General features: G+C 70.8%; 19 protein-coding genes. 6 read left to right on the forward strand and 13 right to left on the reverse strand.

Features of this window, described 5'->3' with window-relative positions:
- Positions 1–13: 13 nt before the first annotated feature.
- The 6 genes from ACFE7W_RS03575 to rsmI all read right to left on the reverse strand — a co-directional run bounded on the left by ACFE7W_RS03575 (position 14) and on the right by rsmI (position 5,505).
- On the reverse strand, positions 14–943 hold the full coding sequence (locus ACFE7W_RS03575) for a 4-(cytidine 5'-diphospho)-2-C-methyl-D-erythritol kinase (RefSeq protein WP_375423384.1): 930 nt from the start codon (positions 941–943) through the stop codon (positions 14–16).
- Between the two features lie 9 nt (positions 944–952).
- Complete coding sequence (gene rsmA / locus ACFE7W_RS03580; protein ID WP_375423385.1) at positions 953–1,834, reverse strand: 16S rRNA (adenine(1518)-N(6)/adenine(1519)-N(6))-dimethyltransferase RsmA; 882 nt, start codon at positions 1,832–1,834, stop codon at positions 953–955.
- 41 nt (positions 1,835–1,875) lie between these two features.
- Positions 1,876–2,967 carry a ubiquitin-like domain-containing protein gene (locus ACFE7W_RS03585; RefSeq protein ID WP_375423386.1) on the reverse strand — a complete coding sequence of 364 codons (1,092 nt, stop codon included), beginning with the start codon at positions 2,965–2,967 and terminating at the stop codon, positions 1,876–1,878.
- 157 nt (positions 2,968–3,124) lie between these two features.
- The gene (locus tag ACFE7W_RS03590) at positions 3,125–3,739 is read right to left on the reverse strand and encodes a nitroreductase family protein (protein ID WP_375423387.1); all 615 of its coding nucleotides are present in this window, start codon (positions 3,737–3,739) and stop codon (positions 3,125–3,127) included.
- On the reverse strand, positions 3,740–4,564 hold the full coding sequence (locus ACFE7W_RS03595; RefSeq protein ID WP_375423388.1) for a TatD family hydrolase: 825 nt from the start codon (positions 4,562–4,564) through the stop codon (positions 3,740–3,742).
- Positions 4,565–4,599: 35 nt separating this feature from the next.
- Entirely contained in the window at positions 4,600–5,505 is a 906-nt protein-coding gene (rsmI, locus tag ACFE7W_RS03600; RefSeq protein WP_375423389.1) for a 16S rRNA (cytidine(1402)-2'-O)-methyltransferase, read from the reverse strand.
- 167 nt (positions 5,506–5,672) lie between these two features.
- Here rsmI and ACFE7W_RS03605 point away from each other — a divergent pair, with 167 nt between their 5' ends.
- The 5 genes from ACFE7W_RS03605 to ACFE7W_RS03625 all read left to right on the forward strand — a co-directional run bounded on the left by ACFE7W_RS03605 (position 5,673) and on the right by ACFE7W_RS03625 (position 13,213).
- On the forward strand, positions 5,673–7,208 hold the full coding sequence (locus ACFE7W_RS03605) for a dolichyl-phosphate-mannose--protein mannosyltransferase (protein ID WP_375423542.1): 1,536 nt from the start codon (positions 5,673–5,675) through the stop codon (positions 7,206–7,208).
- Between the two features lie 89 nt (positions 7,209–7,297).
- A complete protein-coding gene (locus ACFE7W_RS03610) occupies positions 7,298–8,281 on the forward strand; it encodes an ABC transporter permease (protein WP_375423390.1) in 984 nt (327 codons plus the stop codon).
- A gap of 9 nt (positions 8,282–8,290) precedes the next feature.
- Entirely contained in the window at positions 8,291–9,232 is a 942-nt protein-coding gene (locus tag ACFE7W_RS03615; RefSeq protein ID WP_375423391.1) for an ABC transporter permease, read from the forward strand.
- Positions 9,229–11,385 carry a dipeptide ABC transporter ATP-binding protein gene (locus ACFE7W_RS03620; protein WP_375423392.1) on the forward strand — a complete coding sequence of 719 codons (2,157 nt, stop codon included), beginning with the start codon at positions 9,229–9,231 and terminating at the stop codon, positions 11,383–11,385. The genes ACFE7W_RS03615 and ACFE7W_RS03620 overlap by 4 nt, the downstream gene beginning before the upstream one ends.
- A gap of 175 nt (positions 11,386–11,560) precedes the next feature.
- Positions 11,561–13,213, forward strand: a complete 1,653-nt coding sequence (locus tag ACFE7W_RS03625; protein ID WP_375423393.1) for an ABC transporter family substrate-binding protein — start codon at positions 11,561–11,563, stop codon at positions 13,211–13,213.
- A 59-nt stretch (positions 13,214–13,272) separates the two neighbouring features.
- Here the strand turns inward: ACFE7W_RS03625 and ACFE7W_RS03630 are convergent, their stop codons facing one another.
- Both ACFE7W_RS03630 and ACFE7W_RS03635 read right to left on the reverse strand, forming a co-directional pair.
- Positions 13,273–13,617: a hypothetical protein gene (locus tag ACFE7W_RS03630; protein ID WP_375423394.1), complete on the reverse strand. Its 345-nt coding sequence runs from the start codon at positions 13,615–13,617 to the stop codon at positions 13,273–13,275.
- Between the two features lie 53 nt (positions 13,618–13,670).
- Positions 13,671–16,451: a response regulator gene (locus tag ACFE7W_RS03635; RefSeq protein WP_375423543.1), complete on the reverse strand. Its 2,781-nt coding sequence runs from the start codon at positions 16,449–16,451 to the stop codon at positions 13,671–13,673.
- Between the two features lie 206 nt (positions 16,452–16,657).
- Here ACFE7W_RS03635 and ACFE7W_RS03640 point away from each other — a divergent pair, with 206 nt between their 5' ends.
- Positions 16,658–17,353, forward strand: a complete 696-nt coding sequence (locus tag ACFE7W_RS03640) for a response regulator (protein WP_375423395.1) — start codon at positions 16,658–16,660, stop codon at positions 17,351–17,353.
- A gap of 34 nt (positions 17,354–17,387) precedes the next feature.
- Here the strand turns inward: ACFE7W_RS03640 and ACFE7W_RS03645 are convergent, their stop codons facing one another.
- The 5 genes from ACFE7W_RS03645 to ACFE7W_RS03665 form a co-directional block, all read right to left on the reverse strand.
- On the reverse strand, positions 17,388–17,789 hold the full coding sequence (locus tag ACFE7W_RS03645; protein WP_375423396.1) for a Fur family transcriptional regulator: 402 nt from the start codon (positions 17,787–17,789) through the stop codon (positions 17,388–17,390).
- The gene (locus ACFE7W_RS03650) at positions 17,786–18,661 is read right to left on the reverse strand and encodes a metal ABC transporter permease (RefSeq protein ID WP_375423397.1); all 876 of its coding nucleotides are present in this window, start codon (positions 18,659–18,661) and stop codon (positions 17,786–17,788) included. Before ACFE7W_RS03650 ends, ACFE7W_RS03645 begins: the two co-directional genes overlap by 4 nt.
- A complete protein-coding gene (locus ACFE7W_RS03655; protein WP_375423398.1) occupies positions 18,658–19,515 on the reverse strand; it encodes a metal ABC transporter ATP-binding protein in 858 nt (285 codons plus the stop codon). The genes ACFE7W_RS03650 and ACFE7W_RS03655 overlap by 4 nt, the downstream gene beginning before the upstream one ends.
- Before the next feature lies 1 nt (position 19,516).
- Complete coding sequence (locus ACFE7W_RS03660; RefSeq protein ID WP_375423399.1) at positions 19,517–20,425, reverse strand: metal ABC transporter solute-binding protein, Zn/Mn family; 909 nt, start codon at positions 20,423–20,425, stop codon at positions 19,517–19,519.
- Between the two features lie 77 nt (positions 20,426–20,502).
- Complete coding sequence (locus tag ACFE7W_RS03665; protein ID WP_375423400.1) at positions 20,503–21,582, reverse strand: MFS transporter; 1,080 nt, start codon at positions 21,580–21,582, stop codon at positions 20,503–20,505.
- Positions 21,583–21,802: the final 220 nt, after the last annotated feature.

Below are 21,802 nucleotides of genomic sequence, written 5' to 3' on the forward strand. Positions count from 1 at the left end.
CCGTGGCTAGGACTCAGCCGACGAGCCGGGCTCCCGTCACCGGTCCACTGGCCCGGCGGACCTCGCGGCAGAGCCCGTCGGCGCTGAGCGCGACCGCCAGGTCGATGGCGGCCGGCTCGGAGGCGGCCAGGAAGGCGGCGGTCGGGCCCGAACCGGAGATCAGCGCCCCCACGGCACCGAAGTCCAGACCCGCCTCGATCACCTGACGCAGCCGCGGCTGCAGGTCCAGCGCGGCCGGCTGCAGGTCGTTCACCAGCGCCGCGCCGAGCTGGCGCGGGTCGCCCGTCCGAAGGGCGGTCATCAGCTCGTCCGGCACCTCCGGCGCGGCCGGGTGCGGGGTCAGCTGGTCGAACCGGCCGTAGACCGCCGGCGTCGAGAGGCCGTGGTGGCCGAAGCCGAGCACCCAGTGGTAGGTGCCGCGGGCCAGCGCGGGCACCACCTCCTCGCCTCGGCCGCTCCCCACGGCGGTCCCGCCCAGCAGGGCGAACGGCACGTCACTGCCCAGCTCGGCGGCCAGCGTCCGCAGCGCCTCGGCCGACAGGTCGAGGTCCCACAGCGCCGCGCAGGCCACCAGTGCGGCAGCACCGTCGGCAGACCCTCCGGCCAGTCCGGCGGCCACCGGGATCGCCTTGCGGATGCTCAGGCTGGCGCCCAGGGAGTCGTACGGGCCGTGCGTCCGGGCCAGCAGCCGGGCGGCCCGGACGACCAGGTTGTCCTCGTCGAGCGGCACCAGGTCGGCGCCCTCGCCGCTGACGCTGACCTCGAACTCATCGGGCTCGGCCCAGCCGGCGCTCACCTCGTCGTAGAGCGAGACGGCGTGGTAGACGGTGGCCAGCGGGTGGTAACCATCCCGGCGCCGCGGGCCGACCTTCAGCGCCAGGTTGATCTTGGCCGGCACCCTGGCCCGGACTCCCACGGACAACGGGGGGAGGGGGGAGGCCACGCTCCGAGGCTAGAGGGTGGGCTCCAACGGGGCCGCAGGGGTCCGCCGGGCCAGCTGCTCGGCGATCCGGGCGAAGTCGCCGACGGTGAGCATCTCGCCCCGCAGCTGCGGGTCGACGCCGGCGGCCACCAGCACCTCGCTCGCACCGGCCGAGCTGCCGGCCAGCCCGGCCAGGGCCGACCGCAGCATCTTGCGTCGCTGCCCGAACGCCGCGTCCACCACGGCGAACACCTGCTCACGGGTGGCTGTGGTCTCGGGCAGCGGCCGGCGACGGATCGCGACCAGACCGGAATCGACGTTCGGCACCGGCCAGAAGACCGACGGGGCGACCGTGCCGACGCGGGACGTCTCCGCGTACCAGGCCATCTTCACCGAGGGAACGCCGTAGACCTTCGAGCCCGGCCCGGCGGCCAGCCGGTCGGCGACCTCCGCCTGCACCATGACCAAGCCGCGCTGCCAGCTGCCGAACGTGGCCAGCAGGTGCAGCAGCACGGGGACGGAGACGTTGTAGGGCAGGTTCGCCACCACCACAGTCGGCGGGACGGGCAGCTCGGTGACCCGGAGCGCGTCCGCGGTGACCACGCTCAACGCCGACGCCCGCCCAGGCAGCCGGGCCGCCACCGTCGCGGGCAGCTCGTCGGCCAGCAGCTCGTCGATCTCCACCGCGGTGACCGAGCCGGCCACGTCCAGCAGGCCCAAGGTCAGCGAGCCCAGACCCGGACCGATCTCGAGCACGGCGTCGTCCGGGCCCACCTGCGCCGTCGCCACGATGCGACGGACGGTGTTGGCGTCGTGGACGAAGTTCTGCCCGCGCTGCTTGGTGGGACGCAGGCCCAGCCGGGCGGCGATCTCGCGGACGGCGGTGGGGTCGAGCAGGCCCTGGTGTGGCATCAGGCCGCTACTCCATCACATCGGCGACGCCCCGGATCACCTCAGCGCAGCCCCAGCTTCGAGGTGCAGGCCGGCCAGGCGCCCCAGCCCTGCGCAGCCTGGACCTTCTGGGCCACGGCGATCTGCGCGCTCTTGCTGGCGTTGGCCGGGTTGCCGCTGCCGCCGTAGGCGTGCCAGGTGCTCATGGTGAACTGCAGCCCGCCGTAGAAGCCGTTGCCGGTGCTGATGCTCCAGTTGCCCCCGGACTCGCACGCCGCGATCCTGTCCCAGACGCCCCCGGACGCGCCGCCGGAAGTGGTGGCCTTCGGTGCCTTCGTGCCGACCAGAACCACCTCGGTCCGCGGCTGACGCGTGAGCGTGGTGGCCGTCTTCTTGCGGCTGGTGACCTGACCGTCCTCGCGCACCACGCGGTAGGTGAGGGTGCGGCTGCCGCTGCGGCCTTCGGTGTCCACCCTGGTCTTGCCGCGCTCGAGCGAGCCGCTGTTCTTGCGGACCGTGGTGAAGGAGACCCGCTCCTTCTTCTTGTCCGTGCTCACGCCCACCCGGGTGTAGGTGATGGCGGCACCGGCGACAAGCTTGGTGGAGGTCTTCGGCGTCACCTTGTCGTTGCCGTCCACCGTGATCCTGGCCGCGGCCAGGGCCTGTCCGACGGTCGCCCCGGTCGTCTTGACGGTGCGCTTCTTGCCGGCGGCCTTGACGGTGACGGCCTTGAGGGTGGCGACGTCGACGCTCAGACCCTGCCGGCCGATGGCGGTGCTGCGGCTGGTGGAGAGGTCCGCGCCGCTCGTGTTGACCCCGAGGGCGCCGAGGGCGGCGTCGAGGCTGGTGGCGGTGGTCCAGACGGTCCGCCGCTTCCCGTCGACGGTGAAGGTCACGGGACGGGCGAACTGGACGGCGATGCGGGTGCCGTCGCTGACCTTGCTGGAGGCGGCGGGGGCCACCACGTCGCGGTCACTGACGGTGAGGCCCTGGTCGGCGAGCAGCTCGCCGACCGTGCCGGCCCGGGTCTGCAGGGTCCGCGCCTGGCCGTCGACCGAGACGGTCACGTCCTTGTCCAGGGAGGCGTAGGCGACGGACGTGCCGACGACCGCCAGGGCGGCTCCGGCCGCGACAACGGGAATGATCTTGCGCATGTGGCTCCAATGCGGCCCAGCGGTGTCCGGGCCCCCTCGAGACGTCCGGACGGCGGCTGAGCCGACCGGAATGGTCACGGAAGCATAACGGCGGCGCGACACGACGGGAAATCGTCGCTCGATCGCCCCTCGGTCTGCTAGCGGTCTGCCAGGACCTCTAGGACCAGCGGCCACGGTGGACGAGCTCGGCCGCAGGACGCCGGGAGCGCCGTCGGGCCGATCCGCCCGGCCGCTCGTCCTCGGCGGGATGGCCGAGGCTGACCACCCCGACGCTCAGCTGGTCGGCGGGCACACCGAAGGCGGTCCGCACGGCCGCCGCGCTGGTCGTCGGGACGCCGAAGAAGCAGGCGCCCAGGCCCAGCTCGGTGGCGGTCAGCAGGACGGCCATCGCCGCCATGCCCGCGTCGACGTACCAGTACGGCGCCGACCAGCGGTCCGGGTCCCGGTCGGCCCAGCCCTTGTCGGGCTGGGCGTAGCGGTCGAGGTAGGCCTCTCGGCTGGTCCACAGGGTGACCAGGGCGGGGGCCGTCCGCATCCCCGCCAGCCAGCGGCTCGGTCCGGTCACGGCGTCCTGGTCCGGGGCAGCGGCGGCCCAGAAGGTCTCGCGGTCGAGGCCGGTGAGCACCAGCAGCGACACCGCCTGGGTGAAGCCGGCCGAAGGCGCCCGGAGCGCCGCCGCGGTGACCCGACGCAGCTGCTCCTCGGCCACCGGCCGGTCGGGGTCGTACCGCCGGGTCATCCGACGGCGACGCAACGCCTCCGCCAGCTCCATCTACCAGCTCCCGCCGAAGGCGACCTCGGCGTTGGCGTCGAGGGCCCGGCAGAGGACGGCCAGCTCCACGTCGAGGGTCGCGGCGAGGAAGCGGGCCGTGTGCGGGATCAGGTAGGACGCGTTCGGCCGGCCCCGGAGCGGCGACGGGGTCAGGTAGGGCGCATCGGTCTCGGTGAGCAGGCGGTCGAGCGGGGTCACGGCCAGGGCCTCGCGCAGGTGCGGGCTGTTCTTGAAGGTCACCGTGCCGGCGAAGGAGAGGTGGGCGCCGCGGTCGAGGCAGGCGCGCGCGAAGTCGGCGTCGCCGGAGAAGCAGTGCATGACGATCCGCGACGGCGCACCCTCGGCGTCGAGGACGTCCAGGACGTCGGCGTGCGCGTCCCGGTCGTGGATGACCAGCGTCTTGTCATGGGCCTTCGCCAGCTGGATGTGGGCGGCGAACGCCTCCCGCTGCCGCGCCTGGCCCTCGGCCTCCGGCGTCCGGTAGTAGTCGAGCCCGGTCTCCCCCACCGCGCGGACGCGGGGTTGGCCGGCCAGCGCCTCGATCGCCGCCAGTGCGTCAGCCAGGCCCTCACCCGGCCGGGCCGCGTCGTTCGGGTGTAGCGCAACCCCCGCGACCACGGACGGCCAGCGCTCGGCCGCCCCGACCGCCCACCGCGAGCTGGCCACGTCGCAGCCGATCTGCACGATCCGGGTCACCCCGACCTCGGCAGCCCGTCGGATCGCCTCCTCCGGCTCGAGCCCGGAGAACCCTTCGGTGTAGTCCAGATGGCAGTGCGAGTCGACGACCGGGCCGGGCAGCGGCTCGGGTGAGGGGGGCAGGTCCACGTCACTTACCTTGGCAGATCCCTGAAAAACGACCCCTAGACGCCTGAAATCGGTCGGTTGGAGCCCGAAGAGGCCTTCTGGGGTGCGTTTTTCAGGGCGATCTCGTACAGAGCGTTCTTCGCCAGGCCTGTTTCGGCCGCCACCTCGGCCACCGCCGGCTTGAGCCGGGTGCCGGCCCGTACCCGCTCGAGGACCCGAGCGGCCGCCACGTCCAGATCGACCACGGCAGGTGGGGCGCCGGCCACGACCAGCGTGACCTCGCCCCGCACCTCTCCCTGGGCCCAGGCCACCAGCTCCGAGAGCGGTCCGCGGACGACCTCCTCGTAGGTCTTGGTCAGCTCGCGGCAGACCGCACCCCGGCGTTCGGCACCGAAGGCCTCGGCCAGCGCCCCCAGGGCCTCGGCCGTCCGGTGCGGCGCCTCGAAGAAGACCAGCGTCCGCGGCTCAGCGCTGAGCTCCCCCAGCCGACGGGCTCGCTCCCCCGCCTTGCGCGGCAGGAAGCCCTCGAAACAGAAGCGGTCCACCGGCAGCCCGGAGACGGCCAGGGCGGTGAGGACGGCCGACGGTCCTGGCACGGCGGTCACGACGAAGCCCGCCGCCACCGCCGCGGCGACCAGTCGGTAGCCCGGGTCGGAGACCGACGGCATTCCCGCGTCGGTGACCAGCACCACCCGCGCCCCGTCGGCGAGCGCGGCCAGCAGCTCCGGTGTCCGGGCCGCCTCGTTGCCCTCGAAGTAGGAGACGACGCGCGCCGAGGTCGTGACCTCCAGCCGGTCGAGCAGCCGCCGGAAGCGCCGGGTGTCCTCGGCCGCGATCAGGTCCGCGCCGGCCAGCTCGGCGCGCAGCCGGGGGGACGCGTCCGCGGCGTCGCCGATGGGGGTGCCGGCCAGAACGACCGTCCCGACCGTTCCCCGACCCTGTCGGTCGTCTTCGGGGCTCATCGGTCCAGCCTCCCAGACTGCCCACCTAGGATGACCCGGTGACCGAGCAGGTGAGCGAGCTCGCGGCGCCCGTGCTCGAGATCCCTCGGCGCTCCGGCGCGACCGCCCTGGTGCCCGAGGCGACCGCCCGGCGGCTCCCCAGCACCGTCGAACGGCTGCGGCTGCCGATGCCGACCGACCGGGTGACGGCGTGGCTGGTCACCCTGCTGATCGGCGCCCTGGCCTTCGTCATCCGGGTGGTCAGGCTGGGCTACCCCAACAAGCTGGTCTTCGACGAGACCTACTACGCCAAGGACGCCTACTCGCTGCTGAAGCACGGCTACGAGCGCAGCTGGCCCGGTAACGCCGACGCCTCCATCACGGCCGGCAAGACCGACGTGATGCTCGACACGCCGTCGTTCATCGTCCACCCGCCGGTGGGCAAGTGGCTGATCGCCGGGGGCGAACAGCTGTTCGGGATGAACTCCTTCGGCTGGCGCTTCTCCTCCCTCGTCTTCGGGGTCCTGTTCGTGATGGTCACCATCCGGATGGTGCGGCGTGTCTCGCGCTCGACGCTGATCGGCGCCACGGCCGGACTGCTGCTCACCTTCGACGGCCTGTCCTTCATGATGAGCCGGATCGCGTTGCTGGACGTCTTCCTGGCCTTCTTCCTGGTCGCCGCGGTGGCCTGCCTGGCGGTCGACCGCGACTGGATGCGCAGCCGGCTGGCCGACCACCTCGAGTCCCACGGCTGGTCCGACCTCGGCGGCCGGTACGGGCCGGCGCTGCTGGTCCGGCCGTGGCGGATCGCCGCCGGGCTCTGCTTCGGGCTCGCGCTCGGGACCAAGTGGAGCGCGCTCTACCTGCTCGCCGCCTTCGCCCTGCTCTCCCTCGCCTGGGACATCGGCGCGCGACGGCTGGCAGGGGCGGGCTGGCGGGCGAACGGCGCGCTGTTCCGCGACGGGTGGCCGGCCTTCGTCTCGCTGGTCGTGCTCAGCGGGCTCGTCTACGTGGCCACCTGGGCCGGCTGGCTGGCCACCAGCGGCGGCTACGACCGGCAGTGGGGGGCCGAGCACCCCGGAGCCACCACCGTGAAGGTGCTGGGAAAGCCGCTGGCCTCGCTGCTGCACTACCAGCGCGACATCTACGGCTTCCACACCGGCAGCTTCATCATGACCCAGACCCACCCGTACAAGGCCGACCCCGGTGGCTGGCTGATCCTGGCCCGTCCGATCGGCATCGACGCGGTGAACAACATCGCGCCCGGGACCGACGGGTGCGTCGGGCCGGACAACTGCATCCGCGTGATCAGCGGCATCGGCACCCCGGCGCTGTGGTGGGTGGCGGTCTTCGCCCTGGTCGCGGCGGCCCTGCTGTGGATCGGCGGCCGGGACTGGCGCTTCGGCATCCCCGTCGTGGGTGTGCTGAGCGCCTGGCTGCCCTGGTTCCACTACGACGCCCGGCCGCTGTTCTTCTTCTACGCGATCACCCTCATCCCGTTCTCGGTGATGGCGGTCAGCCTCTGCCTGGGCCGCATCCTCGGGCCTCCACCGAGGGCCGGCGACCCGCACGCGGGCGACCGCAGGATGGTCGGCGCCATCATCGGCGGCGCCTTCGTCGCCCTGGTCGCCGCCAACTTCGCCTACCTCTACCCGATCCTCACCGACCAGCTGCTGCCCCACCCGGCGTGGCTGTCCCGGATGTGGTTCCGCAGCTGGATCTGAGGGGCTTCTGCCGGCCGTAACAGCCGACGTCATTGAAGCCGTTACAGTGCAAAGCACGGGGTCTGGGTCGAGCAGCCGGGAGGACGCGAGTGGGCGCGTACATCGCACGACGGGTGGCGAACTACATCGTCCTGCTCTTCATCGCGGTCTCGCTCAGCTACTTCCTGGCCGCCACCCAGCTCCATCCGCGAATGCTCTACCAGCTCATCAACCCGCCCCTGGACCCCGGCGCGATCGAGGCCAACCTGCTGGGGCGCAACCTCAGTGACCGGGTGCCGCTGCTGGAGCGCTACGGGATCTGGCTGAAGAGCATCGTCCTGCACTGGGACTGGGGCCAGGCCCCCAAGGGCGGGGAGGTCGTCGACGAGGTGGGCCGCCGGATCGGGGTCAGCATCCGCCTGATCACGCTGGGCTCGCTGCTCGGCACGGTGATCGGGGTGCTCCTCGGCGCGTGGACCGCGACCCGCCAGTACAAGCCTTCGGACCGGACGACGACCGCAGGTTCACTGTTCATCCTGTCCATTCCGGCCTTCGTCCTCGCCAGCGCCCTCCAGGTCTTCGCCACGAAGATCAACAACGCGACCGGGCTGCGGCTGTTCGAGTTCGTCGGTGAGACCGGCGACCACGGCAGCTATTTCGGCGCGGCGCTCGCCGACCGCGCCCAGCACCTGCTGCTGCCCACGATCGCCCTGACGTTGATCAACCTGGCCTTCTTCAGCCGGATCCAGCGCAACCTGATGCTGGACGCCCTCGGCTCGGACTTCGTCCGGACGGCCCGGGCCAAGGGGCTCCGACGCTCGCGGGCGGTGATGAAGCACGCGCTGCGGACCTCGCTGATCCCGACCGGCACCTACTTCGCGTTCTCGATCGCCACCCTGTTCACCGGCGCCACCTTCATGGAGATCATGTTCTCCTTCCACGGCATGGGCGAGTACGGCGTCTCCACCATCACCGGCCAGGACGTGAACGGCACGGTGGCCGTGGTCGCCTTCAGCGGCGCCTGCGTGCTGGTCGGCGCCGTCCTCTCCGACATCGCCGTGGCCATCCTCGACCCGCGCGTGCGGCTGAGCTAGGAGAGTCCGATGGGTCAGAACCTGCTCGAAGTTGCCGACGAGAGCCCGCTGGGGACCCCCGTCGAGGAGCCCACGCCGACGAGGCGGCTCACCCGGAGCCAGCTGATCCTGCGCCGCTTCCTCCGCAACAGGAGCGCCGTGGTCGGGCTGGCGCTGATCGTGGTGTTCGTGGTCCTCGCGCTGGCCGGGCCGTACCTCTCGCACTGGAAGTACGACCAGGTGGACCGCTTCGCCTTCCTCAAGCCGCCGAGCGACCGGCACCCGCTCGGCAGCACCCAGAGCGGCCGCGACGTGCTGGCGCTCACCCTGCGCGGCCTCCGCAAGTCGTTGCTGATCGGCTTCTTCGTCGCCATCCTGTCGACCGGCACCGCCGCCATCGTCGGCTCCTTCGCCGCCTACTTCGGTGGCTGGTTCGAGCGGGTCGCGCTGTGGGTCATCGACCTGCTGCTGGTCGTGCCCTCGTTCCTGTTGATCGCCGTGCTGACCACCGGGGCGTCCAAGGGCCCGAACTCCTGGTTGCTGCTGGTGGTCCTGCTGGCCGCGTTCGGCTGGATGCTGTCGGCCCGGGTGGTGCGCAGCCTGACCCTGTCGATCAAGGAGCGGGAGTACGTGCAGGCCGCGCGGTTCATGGGTCTGGGGGCGCCGAAGACGATCGTCCGGCACGTCCTGCCGAACATCTCCTCGCTGTTGATCATCGACGCCACGCTCAACGTCAGCTCCGCCATCCTGGCCGAGACCGGGCTCTCCTTCTTCGGCTTCGGCGTGCAGCCCCCGGACACCTCGCTCGGCACGCTGCTGGGCGAGGGAGCCCGACAGGTCAACAGCTTCCCGTGGCTGTTCACCAGCCCGGCCGTCGCCGTCGTCGCCCTCGTCCTCTGCGTCAATGCGGTCGGTGACGGTCTGCGTGACGCGCTCGACCCGAACTCCGCCTCCGGAGGATCCGCGCGATGAGCACCACCGTGTCCAGCGGCCCGACCCCGCTGCCCAAGACCCGCCGGACCACCTCCGGCACCGTGCTGAGCGTGCAGGACCTGCACGTGACCTTCCCGAGCGAGGCCGGGCCCGTCCAAGCCGTCCGGGGACTGAGCTTCGACCTGGCGGCCGGGGAGACGATGGCCATCGTCGGTGAGTCCGGGTCGGGCAAGTCGGTGACCTCGCTGGCCATCATGGGCCTGCACCCCGCCGCGGCCCGGATCACCGGCTCGGTCAAGCTGCACGGCGACGAGCTGCTCGGCGTGACCGACGAGCGGCTCAGCAAGCTGCGCGGCGAGTCGTTGGCGATGATCTTCCAGGACCCGCTGTCGGCCCTGACGCCCGTGTACACGATCGGCGACCAGATCGTGGAGTCGATCCAGACCCATCACGACGTGTCCAAGGCTGCGGCGATGAACCGGGCCGTCGAGCTGCTCGACCTGGTGGGGATCCCCAACCCGCAGGTCCGGGTCCGCTCCTTCCCGCACGAGTTCTCCGGCGGCATGCGTCAGCGGGCCATGATCGCCATGTCCATCGCCAACGACCCCGACGTGATCATCGCCGACGAGCCCACCACCGCGCTCGACGTCACCATTCAGGCCCAGGTGCTGGAGGTGCTCAAGAAGGCGCAGCGCGAGACGGGCGCGGCGATGATCATGATCACCCACGACCTCGGCGTGGTGGCCGGGATCGCCGACCGCGTCACGGTGATGTACGCGGGCCGGCCGGTCGAGCAGGGCACCGTCGACGAGATCTACTACCAGCCGCGGATGCCGTACACGATCGGCCTGCTGGGGGCGGTACCCCGGCTGGACGCGGTCGAGAAGCAGGCGCTGGCCAGCCTGGAGGGCAACCCGCCGTCGGTGGTCAACCTGCCACCGGGGTGCCCGTTCGAGCCGCGGTGCCCCATGTCCACTCCGGAGTGCCTGACCCTCGAGCCGCCGCTGGCCCCGACCGAGCACCCCGGTCACGTGGCCGCGTGCATCCACACCGGCCGGATCGCCCAGGGGAACCTCCGCTTCGACGACATCTTCCCGGTGGCCGCGCCGGTGCACGCTCCGCTGGAGCGGGTGCCGCGCGCCGATCGGGAGACCGTGCTGCAGCTGGAAGGGATGAAGCGGCACTACCCCTTGATGAAGGGCGCCATCTACCGGCGCCGGATCGGCACGGTGCACGCCGTCGACGGCATCGACCTCGAGATCAAGAAGGGCGAGACGCTCGGCCTGGTCGGAGAGTCCGGCTGCGGCAAGAGCTCCACGCTGCTCGAGGTGCTCAACCTGCAACCACCGACCGACGGGCGGGTGGTGGTGCTGGGCCGCGACACCGGCGAGCTGACGCGGCGAGACCGGAAGCAGATGCGTCGCGACGTCCAGGTCGTCTTCCAGGACCCGATGGCCTCGCTGGACCCCCGGATGCCCGTCTTCGACCTGATCGCCGAGCCGATGGGCGTCTTCGGCGTGCCGAAGGCCGACATCGAGCGGCGGGTGAACGAGCTGCTGGGTCTCGTCGGGCTGGAGCCGTCCCACGCCAGTCGCTACCCCGGGGCGTTCTCCGGCGGGCAACGGCAGCGGATCGGTATCGCCCGGGCACTCGCCCTGGAGCCGAGGTTGATCGTCCTGGACGAACCGGTCTCGGCGCTGGACGTCTCCATCCAGGCCGGCGTCATCAACCTGCTGGACGAGCTGCGCGCCAAGCTCAGCCTGTCGTACCTGTTCGTGGCCCACGACCTCGCGGTGATCCGGCACATCGCGGACCGGGTGGCGGTGATGTACCTGGGCAAGATCGTGGAGATCGGTGACGTCGACAGCGTCTACGACCACCCGACCCACCCCTACACCCAGGCGCTGCTCTCGGCGATCCCGATCCCCGACCCCAACCGGGAGCGCACCCGGCAGCGGATCCTGCTCACCGGCGACCTGCCCAGCCCGGCGAACCCGCCGAGCGGCTGCCGGTTCCGTACCCGCTGCCAGAAGTTCCCGACGCTGGCCGCCAGCCAGCAGGAGCGCTGCGTCGACGTGGTGCCCGACCTCTACCCCCTCGGCGCACCCGACCACACCACGGCCTGTCACTACAACGAGGAGCTCGTGGTGCTGCCGACGGGCTCCCCGGAGCCGGTCCCCAGCCCGGGGTAACACAGTTGTTGCACGGGACGGGCACAGTAGAGCCCAAGCAAGGAGCGTCAGCGCGGCGACTTTGGCCAGTACCGACGCCGGTGCTTAGAGTGACTGAGTGAGGGTCGGCCCCGGGTCGGCCACCAGACTTCATGGAGGATCAGTGATTCCACGCAAGATCATTGCGGCACCACTGTTGTTGGGGGCATTCGTCCTGGCAGCGTGCGGCAGCGGCAGCACCGACGACCCGGGAACCACCGCCTCGGACCAGCCGACCATCGCGGCGGCCTCGTCCCAGGACATCAACGCCCAGGACCGGGCCTCGTTGGCCCAGGGCGGGGAGATGAAGCTCGCGGTCAGCGACCTCGGGACCAACTGGAACCCGCTCGAGATCGACGGCAACAACAGCGAGCTGACGAACATCCGGAACACGTTCCTGCCGAACTACTTCAACTTCGACGCCAAGGGTGCCTACACGCCCAACCCGGACTTCCTCACCTCGGCCGAGGTCACGTCGCAGAAGCCGACCGTGATCCACCTGGTGCTGAACCCGAAGGCCGTGTGGGGCGACGGGTCGCCGATCGACGTGGACGACCTGACGGCCACGTGGAAGGCCTGCAACGGCGGGCAGAAGACCTTCAAGTGCGCCTCGACCGACGGCTTCGACCAGATCAGCGACATCAAGTCGGGCTCCGACAAGTTCGACGTCACGGTGACCTTCAAGGACGCGTTCCCCGACTGGGCCTCGCCCCTCTCCGGGCCGCTGAAGGCGGAGAGCATCAAGGACGCCAAGACGTTCAACGACGGCTGGGCCAAGCTGGACAACGACTGGCTCTCCGGACCGTTCAAGGTCGACAAGGAAGACCGCACCCAGAAGACGATCGACGTCGTCCCCAACGACAAGTGGTGGGGTGACAAGCCGCTGCTGGACAAGATCACCTGGCGGACCATCGCCACTGACGCCACGCCGAACGCCTTCGTCAACGGCGAGATCGACGCCTTCGACATCGGCCCGGACCCGAACGGCTTCAACCAGGCCAAGGGCGTCGCCGACGCCACCGTGCGCAAGGCGGCCGGCCCCAACTGGCGGCACATCACGTTCAACTCCAAGGCCGGCGTGCTCAAGGACGAGAAGGTGCGCCAGGCCCTCGTCGAAGGACTGGACCGCCAGTCGATCGGCGCGTCCGACCTGGCCGGCATCGACTGGCCGGTCACCCAGCTGAACAACGGCATCATCCTGAGCAACCAGCAGGGGTACGAGGACGAGGGCAAGGCCACCGGCATCGACTACAACGTCGACAAGGCGAAGTCGGACCTGGACGCGTTGGGCTGGGTGGCGGGCTCCGACGGCATCCGCGAGAAGGACGGCAAGAAGCTCGAGGTCAAGTTCTCCGCCCTCGACGGCGTCCCGGCCTCGCAGAACGAGGCGCTGCAGACCCAGAACCAGCTGAAGGCCATCGGGGTCAAGGTCGACATCGTCCAGGTCGCCTCCGACGCGTTCAACACCACCCTGTCGACGCACGCCTTCGACATGATCGCGTTCACCTGGATCGGGACGCAGTTCCCCTACGCCAACATCAACCAGCTCTACGGCACCGGCTCGGAGAGCAACTACCAGCAGCTCTCGCTGCCGGACGTGGACAAGCTGACCGCGCAGATCAAGGTCGAGACCGACCCGGCCCAGCGCACCGTGCTGGCCAACCAGGCGGCTCAGCTGCTCTGGAAGAGCGTCGGCATCGTGCCGCTCTACCAGCGGCCCGAGCTGATCGCCACCAAGTCGAAGATCGCCAACTACGGCGCCTTCGGCCTGAGCAGCCCGCAGTGGGCCAACATCGGGTTCCAGAAGTAGCCCGCTAGCAGCACGACGAGGGGCCGGTGACCGCGAGGTCACCGGCCCCTCGTCGCTCCTCAGGGGCGTTCGCCGTGGCCGACGGGATCCCCGTGGACCGGCTGGCGCGAGCGCAGGCCCCGCTCGTAGCCGACCCGCACCCAGTGCGCCAGCAGGTCGTAGTCCAGGTTCTCCGCGGCCACCACGAGCAGGCCGGCCACCACCAGCTCGTGGCCGACGTGCGTCTCGGGCCAGGCCAGCCAGGAGCCGGCCGTGATGCCCGCCGTCTCGGCGATCAGGTCCGTGCGGCCGCCGGCGACGCCCTGGAGCTCGGCCACCGCCTCAGCGATCGACCGGCGTTCGACGGCGGCACGCCAGGCCGTCCCGTGCAGGGCCGACATGAGCAGGTTGTCCGGGGTGGCCATGAGCCATTATCGAACACCTGTCTGATTCTGCGCCAGTCGGGCGGAAACTCGAGCTAGCTGGGCTTCACGGGTTCCGCGGCCAGCTCCTGCAGGACGTCCACCACCCGAGCGCACTCGGTGGTGATGCGGACGGCGAGGTCGGGCAGGTCCGAGGCCGCGGTCCGCGCGGCGATCTGGGTCTGCTGCAGGAGACCGGCCAGCGGCTTGGCCCCGACGAGGCCCGTCGCGGACGCGAGGGCGTGGGCCAAGCTGCCCGCTCCCGCGGTGTCGCCGGCCTCCACCGCCGCCACGAGATCGGGGATCAGCGTCTCGGCGCTCGCCAGGTAGGTCTGGATCAGCTGCCGGACCGCCGACCCGTCGGTGTCGTCGAGGTCGGTACGAAGCTGGTCCAAGACGTCGAGGTCGACCGCCAGCAGCGAGGCCGCCGCAGGGATCGGGGTCTCGTCCGGTGCCGGGTTCTGCGCTCGGATGGACACTCCCACGTTGTCGAGCATCAGCTTGAGGTCAGCCGCGCGTACCGGTTTGGTCAGGTAGCTCTCCATCCCGGCGGCGGTGCAGGCCCGCTGGTCCTCCAGCAGGGCGCTCGCCGTCATCGCGATGATGTGCGGCTGGCGCTCCTCCGGCAGGGTGGCCCGGATCTGCCGGGTGGCGGCCAGACCGTCGAGCTGCGGCATCTGGATGTCCATCAGCACCACGTCGTAGGTCGTCTCGGTGATGGCGTCCACGGCCTGGCGCCCGTTGGTCACGATGTCGACGCGGTGACCGAGCTTGTTCAACATCAGCTGGGCCACACGCTGGTTCACCAGGTTGTCCTCGGCCAGCAGGATCCTCAGCGGGTGGTCCGCGGGTCCGGCAGGCAGCTGCCGGTGGGAGGCAGCACCGGGGCCGTCGCCGCCGGAGTCCAGCGCCGCCTTCAGGCCGGCTTTGAGGGCCAGGGCCTTCACCGGCTTGTTGACGATGGTCGCGAAGGCGGCCGTCATCGGCGGCAGCCGGTCACCGACGCTGGCCAGCAGGATCATCGGCGTGGTGGCGAAGGACGGCATCCTGCGCAGAGCGGCCGCGAGCTGGATGCCGTTCATCTGTGGCATGTGCTTGTCGAGCACGGCGACGTCGAAGGTCCGCCCGCTCGCCACCGCGGTGAGCGCCTCGGCCGGTGTGGCCGCGGTCGTGGTGTCCAGCCCCAGCGCCTTCAGCTGCAGGTCGAGGACCCGGAGGTTCGTCAGGTTGTCATCGACGACCAGCACCGACCTGCCGGCGAGCTCGGTCCCCGGATCGTCCTCGGGCAGCGGCTCGACGGGAGCGAGATTGGAGTCCAGCTCCACCGTGACCGTGAAGGTCGACCCCTCCCCGGGCGTGGACTCCACCGTGATGTCCCCGCCCATGGCCTGGGCGAGCCGACGGCTGATGGCCAGGCCGAGGCCGGTGCCGCCGTAGGAGCGGGTGTAGGAGGTGTCGACCTGGCTGAAGGAGGTGAAGAGCTTGCTGATGCCGTCGGGGGTGATCCCGATGCCGGTGTCGGTGACCTTGAGGGTCAGGGGGAGCTTGCCGTCCACCGCCAGCCCCGCGGACACCCCCAGCAGCACGTCGCCGGCGGGGGTGAACTTGACCGCGTTGGACAGCAGGTTGATCAGGACCTGACGCAGCCGCGGCGCGTCGCCGATCGCGGTGTCCGGGCAGGTCTCGTCGACGTAGCAGACGAGGTCCAGCTCCTTCGCCTTGGCGGCGGCGGCCACGAAGTCGAGCGCGTTCTCGATCTCCTCGCGCAACCGGAAGGGACCGGGGGTGAGCCGCAGCTCCCCGGACTCGATCTTGGAGAAGTCGAGGATGTCGTCGATCACGGCGAGCAACGCGTCGCCGCTGGACCGGACGGTGTTGAGGAAGTCCTGCTGCTGCTCGTCCAGCCGAGTGTCCAGCAGCAGGTCCGTCATCCCGATCACCGCGTTCATCGGGGTCCGGATCTCGTGGCTCATCGTGGCCAGGAAGGTGGACTTGGCTTCCGCTGCGGCCAGCGCGTCGTCCCGGGCGGTCGCGAGCTCCTGGTTCGTGCGCTTCAGCTCGGTGACGTTCAGGCTGACCCCGCAGACCGCGTACATGGTGCCGTCGGAGCGGTGGATGGGGAACTTGACCGAGTCGTAGAAGAGGTCGCCGGCCCGGCTCGGCACGTGCTCCTCCAACCGGTAGCGACCCCGCTCCGCCGCCACCCGGTCGGCCGCGCGCCACTGCTCGGCGAGGGTCGGGCTGACCCTCTCGTCGGTCTGGCCGACGATCTCAGCCTCGGTGACCCCGACGGCCTCTTCCCAGGCCCGGTTGACCAGGACGTAGCGGCCCTCGAGGTCCTTGACGTAGATCAGGGAGTGGCTGTTCTGGTTGATCGACTTCATCATCGAGAAGTAGAAGTCGCGCTCGGCCTCGGCCTCGGCCCGCGCCAGCACCTCGGTCTCGAGCTTCTCCAGGTCGGCCAGTCGCTGCTTCTCCAGCAGGTCGTCGAACATCGGGGCCGTGTTCAGCAGCCGACCGTAGAACTTCCGCAGGGTGAGGTAGTAGACCGCGACCCCCGCGGTGAAGGTGTGCCACAACGCGCTCCACCAGGTGCTCATGCCCACCATGCCGGACATGCCCGGCATGGCAGGAGTGTGGACGACGAACGGGCTGATGGCGTGCAGACCATGACCCACCGAGCAGCTGAAGAAGATCATCGCCGTCGCCGTGCCCAGCTTGTTGGACCGCACCTGGTGCAGCCGGTACAACGGGATCGTGATCAGCGCGGCGATGACGAGGTAGGCGACGCTGATCACGCTGTTGGCGACGACCTCGAGCTGCCACCACATGATCATGCGGGGCACGCGCCGCAGCGGGCGCGCACACGGACTGGAGCAGGGCAGGCAGGGCCGCGGACGGTAGGCATGGAGGAAGCCTTGAGGGAACGATCGGCCCGAGTACGTGCTGATGGTACACGGGACGGCTCGCCCCAGACGGCGTCGCAGCGTGCTGTGGCAGACTGGAATTCCGCTCGGGGGGAAGCAACCACGAAGTGGACCCCATGACTGACGCCCCCTCAGCGACCAGCCCCGTACGCGTCTTCGTCCTCGACGACTACGAGATGATCCGTCGCGGTCTCAACGAGCTGCTGTCGGCCACCGACGACCTCGTCTTCGCCGGCGAGGCCGCCAGCGCCGCCGAGGCCGTACGTAAGGTCGACCTGGTGCGCCCCGACGTGGCGATCTTCGACGTCGTGCTACCCGACGGGAGCGGTATCGACGTCTGCCGCGACGTCCGCGCCCGGCACCCCGAGATCAACTGCCTGCTGCTGACCTTCCACGACGACGAGGAGGCGCTGCTGGCGTCGGTGATGGCGGGAGCCCTGGGCTACCTGACCAAGCAGATCCACGGAGCCGGCATCCTCCACAGCATCCGGCGGGCCGCGCGGGGGGAGACCCTGACCGATCCCGAGGCCACCCGACGGCTGCTCGACCGGCTGCGCGGCGTGCCCTCGACCGGCCGGCCCCCGAGCGTCGACGGAGGTGCCGGCCACGCATCCAGGAGTGCCGGCCTCGGCGAGCGCGAACGGCAGATCCTGGACCGGGTGGCTGACGGGGCGACCAACGCCGAGATCGCCACCCAGCTCGCCCTCACCGAGACCGCCGTGCGCAACCAGGTCGCCGTGATCTTCGCCAAGCTCGGCCTGGCCCGCCGCGTCCAGGCCGCCGGCCGCGGCTCCGGGCAGCCCTCCGCCTGACGAAAGCCACGGACGAGCCGATCCGACCCCGACGTCAGCCCGGGGCGCAGGCGGCGCAGACGCCGAAGATCTCAAGGTGGTGCTGCACGTCGGTGTAGCCGTGGTCGGCGGCGATCTGGTCGGTCCACACCTCGATCGCGGGGCCCTCGACCTCGACGGTCCGGCCGCAGCTGCGGCAGACCAGGTGGTGGTGGTGACCACGGGAGCAGCGGCGGTAGGCCGTCTCGCCGTCGTCGGTGCGGATCTGGTCGAGACCGTCGCCGCCGGCCATCATCTGCAGCGTGCGGTAGACCGTGGTGAGGCCGATGTTCTCCCCGGCGTGGCGGAGCTCGTCGTGGATCTGGCTCGCCGTCCGGAACTGGTCGGAGCGGTCGAGGATGGCGCCCACGGCCGTCCGCTGCCGGGTCTTACGCTGCGGCCCCACCTCGTTGCTCACGCGACCACCTTAGTGTCACGGCGCCGGCCGGACTCGCGCTCCCGCCACCAGCCGGCCCCCCGGCAGCTGAGGTAGATCAGGAAGGACAACGTGGTGACGTAGGGGCTGATCGGGACCGAACCGCCCAGCGCCAACATGATGCCGCCGACCATCGCGACGACGGCGAACAGCGACGAGAGCAGCGGCACCACCAGCGGTGAGGCGGAGACGCGCAGCGCAGCGGCGGCCGGGGTGACCAGGATCGAGAGCACCAGCAGTGAGCCGACGATCTGCACCGACACCGCGACGGCCAGCCCCAGCAGCACCATGAAGAAGATCGACAGCGGCAGCCGCGGCACCCCCCGCGCCTCGGCGACCTGGGCGTCGATGCTGAGGAACGTCAGCGGCCGCCAGACCAGCAGCAGCCCGACGACCACGATGCCGCAGATGACCAGCAGCACGTGCAGCCGCGGGTTGTCGACGGCGACGATCTGCCCGGTGAGCAGGCCGAACTTGTTCGCCGCCCGGCCGGTGTAGAGGGCCAGGCAGAGGATGCCGAGGCCGAGGCCGAACGGCATCAGCACCGCGATGATCGAGTTGCGGTCCCGGGCCCGGGAGCCGAGCAGACCGATCAGCAGGGCCGCGGTCAGAGAACCGGCCAGCGAGCCGGTGACCACCCCGACGCCGAACAGCAGGCCCGCGGCCGCCCCGGCGAACGACAGCTCGCTGACCGCGTGCACGGCGAAGGCCATGTCCCGGGCCATCACGAAGACCCCGACCAAGCCCCCGGTCAGGCCGAGGACGGCGCCGGCGAGCAGGGAGTTACGGACCAGCACGAGCAGCTCGCCGTAGTTGTCGAACTGGAACAGCTGGCCCAGCAGGTCGTGGGTCATGCCTCGAGCCCGCCCCGGGGATGGGCCTCGTGCCCCTCGTGGGCGCCGTCGGGCAGGCCGACGACGATGATCCGACCCCGGGCCCGAATCACGTCGACCGGGGTCCGGTAGAGCTCTGAGAGCACCTCGCTCGTCAGCACCTCGTCGACCCGGCCCGTCCGGACCTGCCCCTCGGCGAGGTAGACGACGCGGTCCACGACGTCGAGGACCGGGTTGATGTCGTGGGTGATCATGAGCACGGCCCGGTCCGCGTCCCGTCGGCTGGCGTCGATCAGCGTGCTCACCGCCCGCTGCTGGTACAGGTCCAACGAGATCAGCGGCTCGTCGCAGAGAAGCAGCCGGGAGTCGCCGATCAGGGCCTGCCCGATCCGCAGCCGCTGCTGCTCCCCGCCCGACAGGTCCCCGATCCGCCGCCGGGCCAGGTGGGAGGCCTGCACCGTCTCGAGCGTCGCGTCCACGGCCCGGCGTCGGGCCCGGCTGGGCAGGGGCACCCCGAACCGGTGCCCGTTGAGCCCCAGCCCGACGAAGTCTCGCGCCCGGAGCGGGGTGCCCCGGTCGGCCAGCTGCTGCTGGGGCACGTACCCCACCTGGGCGGAGCCCCGTCGGACCGGCTGGCCCAGGATCTCGATCGACCCCTCGCTCAGCGCCTGGGTGCCGAGGATCGCCCGCATCAGGCTGGTCTTGCCGGACCCGTTCGGGCCGAGGACGGCGATGAACTCCCCGCGCCTCACCTCCAGATCCAGCCCGGACCACAGCGTCCGCTCGCCGAAGCGGAGCGTGGCGTTCCGGACGCTCAGCAGCGGGGGCGGCGGCTCCGACACCGGTGAGGACACCGTCTCGGTCAGGACGGCCACCTCAGTCGGCCAGCGCGGCGGAGACCGCGTCGAGGTAGCCCTGCATCCAGGTCAGGTACGTCTGCCCGGTGGGCAGCGTCTCGGTCACCGGGATCACCGCGACCGAGTTCTTCCTGGCCGCAGCCAGCACCGTCTCGGTCTGCGGGCCCGAGGTCTGGGAGTTGTAGGCCAACAGCTTCACCCGCTGGGTGTCGAAGAGGTCGGTGGTCTGCTTCAGCACGGCTGGTGCCACGTCGGTGCCCTCCTCGACCGCCTCGCTGAACGCCTCCGGGGTGAGGTTGTCCAGACCGGCCGCGGCCAGCAGGTACAGCGGCACCGGCTCGGTGATGGCCACCCCCTCCCCCGCGTGGTCCTTCTTGATCGCCGCCTCGCTCTGCTCCATCCTCTGCAGCTGGTCGGTGAAGGTCTTGGCGTTCGCCGTGAACGTGGCAGCCTGCTCCGGAGCAGCGGCGGCAAGGTCGGCGCTCAGCCGGCCCGCGAGCTTGGTCATGGTGGGAAAGTCGTACCACAGGTGCTCGTTGAACTCCCCCGACGCCGGCTCCTGGTCATAGCCCGACAGGTCAGCCACATTCACCACCGTCGGCTTCGTGGCCGCCGAGGACAGCATCGTGTCCACGAAGTCGTCGTACCCGCCACCGTTCTCCACCACGAGACGGGCCTTGGAGACCGCCAGTTGGGTCTGCGCGTTGGCCTCGTACTCGTGCGGATCCTTGTCCGGGTCATCGATGATCGAGGTCACCGACACCGCGTCGCCGCCGATCACCTTGACGATGTCGCCGTAGACGTCGGTGGAGGCGACCACCGCGACGGGCTTCGGGGCCTCTGGCCCACCGGGTGTCGCCGCCGTGCTGGTGCAGGCGGACAGACCGACCGCGAGGGTGGCGAGCAGCAGGGCGCGGATGGGCTTCACAGGGGTTCCCTCGGGTGGTCCAGCAGAAGTGCGACGGCCCTGACGCTAGCCTAGACGAAAATGACTGTCAAAGCCGGTTAGGGGTTCGAGATGCTCCAGGACGGGCCAGGACGAGTAGCCCGAGCATGGACAGCACCGCTCCGCCGACCATCAGGACCGCCATCGGCACGGCGGTGCCCTCCCCGCCCAGGCCGGCGAGGGGCGCGATAGTGCCGGCGGCGACCCACTGCACGAAGCCGAGCAGCGCCGAGCCCGTACCCGGGCGCTCCGGCACCTCGGGCCGAGGCCAGCGCACCGCCGTTCGCGCCGATCAGGCCCTGCGCGGTCGTCAGCACGAAGAAGCTGACGAGCGCCACGACCAGCGGGGTGTCGAACCACACGGCCCCGGCCAGCATGGCGATCCCGGCGGCGAGCGTCATCCCGCTGGCGTTGGCGGCGAAGTCGACGGAGTAGGCGACCGGCGACAGCCCGTTCATGGACTGCAGCACGAAGGCCGAGGTCGCCACGTACGCGAACAGAGCGCCCATCGCCGAGCCGCTGACCACGAGGTAGCCGACGTAGCGACGGTTCCGCAGCACCTCACAGCCGGCCACGCCGAACGCCCGCAGCCCGCCGCCGTGCCGTTGGTCAGGAGCCAGCGTCTCGGGCACCGCGACCAGGACGGCGACCGTCATGGCCACCCCGAGCGCGGCCACCACCCAGAACGAGACCCGCCAGTGCGACAGCTGCAGGATGACCGCACCCACCAGCGGGCCGACGATCGGCGCGATGCCCCCGACCGCGGCGATCACGTTGAGCACCCGGACGAGTCGGGAGCCGGTGGCCAGGTCGACGACCACCGCCGTCCGATCACCATGGCCCAGCCGCCGGCGAAACCCTGGACGAGGCGGGCCACCATCATCAGCCCCACCGTGGGCGTCAGCGCGCACGCGACGGAGGCCAGGGTCATCACCACGACCGCGGCGAGCAGCGCGTCGGCGCCCACGCTGGTCCGAGACCGGGCCGCCCACCAACTGCCCGAGGGCCATGCCCACGAAGAAGGTAGTGAGGGTCAGCTGGACCTGGGTGGCGCTCCCGGTCAGCTCCGCGGCGACCCGCGGGAAGGCGGGTACGTACATGTCGGTGGCCAGCGGGGCGATCGCCGTCAGGAACACCACGGTCGCGACCAGGCCCCGCGGTCAGCCGGGCTCGACCCCGCTCACGCTCCGGCTCCGGGGCCGGCTGGTCGCCGAGGTACTCACAGTCCGGGCAGTACCCGAGGTGGGAAGGGGCGCTCCGAACCGAGTCAGTCACACCGACCAGCCAACCCCATCTGGCTCCGGAAAGGGAGTCGCTGCCGAGAGCTGTACCAGCAGGGCGTTCCTTCGCGCTGGCCCA

It is taken from the genome of uncultured Friedmanniella sp. (genome assembly GCF_964244285.1).
GTDB lineage: Bacteria > Actinomycetota > Actinomycetes > Propionibacteriales > Propionibacteriaceae > Microlunatus.